The 770-nt window shown below is 78.7% G+C and carries 1 protein-coding gene; it reads right to left on the reverse strand.

Going from position 1 to position 770, the window contains the following annotated elements; translation table 11 throughout:
- The coding region (locus tag FNQ90_RS25560; protein ID WP_323380186.1) for a protoporphyrinogen/coproporphyrinogen oxidase at positions 1 to 748 on the reverse strand (748 nt) is incomplete at its 3' end.
- Positions 749 to 770: the final 22 nt, after the last annotated feature.

Consider the following 770-nt stretch of genomic DNA (forward strand, 5'->3'; position numbering starts at 1 on the left):
GGTCGGTGGGGTGGGCCGGGACGGTGCGCAGCAGGTCCTCGGCGGCGGCCCGGGCGGTGGCGACGCAGGCGGGGATGCCGACGCCGTCGTGGGCGGCGCCGCACGCCCGCAGGCCGGGGAGGTCGGCGAGGGCACGGCGGACCCGGTCGATCCGGTCGGTGTGGCCGGGGGCGTACTGCGGCAGACCGTCGATCCAGCGGGTGACCACGGAGGCGACGGGGACGGCGGTGAGGCCGACGGCCTCGCGGAGATCGGCCAGGGCGCCCCGCACGAGGTCGGCGTCGTCCATGGCCACGGCGCCCGGATCGCCGTGGCGGCCGACGGAGGCCCGCAGCAGGTACAGCTCCGGGTCCCGGCCCGCCCACTCCCACTTGCCGCTGGAGAAGGTGGACGCCTTGATGAGGCGACCGTCCACGGCGGGGACGAGGAACCCGCTGCCCGGCAGCGGACGGTCGAGGTCGGAGCGGCGCAGTGCCACGGTGATCAGCGCCATGGAGGCGTGGTCGACGCCCTCCAGTTCCCGGGCCGCCGCCGGGGCGTGGTCGGCGAGCAGGCGGGCGGCCGGGCCGGCGGGGACGGCCAGGAGCACCGCGTCCGCGGTCGTCTCCTCCGCCGTGCCGGCGTCGGGGCCGACGGTGACCGCCCAGCCGGTGGGGGTGCGGCGCAGCGAACGGACCGGGGCGTCGAGGCGGATCTCCGCGCCGGCGGCCCGACAGGCGTCGGCGATCGCGCCGGGGAGGGTGCCCATGCCGCCCTCCAGGCCGGTGAAG

The organism is Streptomyces alkaliphilus, assembly GCF_014141535.1.
GTDB lineage: Bacteria > Actinomycetota > Actinomycetes > Streptomycetales > Streptomycetaceae > Streptomyces > Streptomyces alkaliphilus.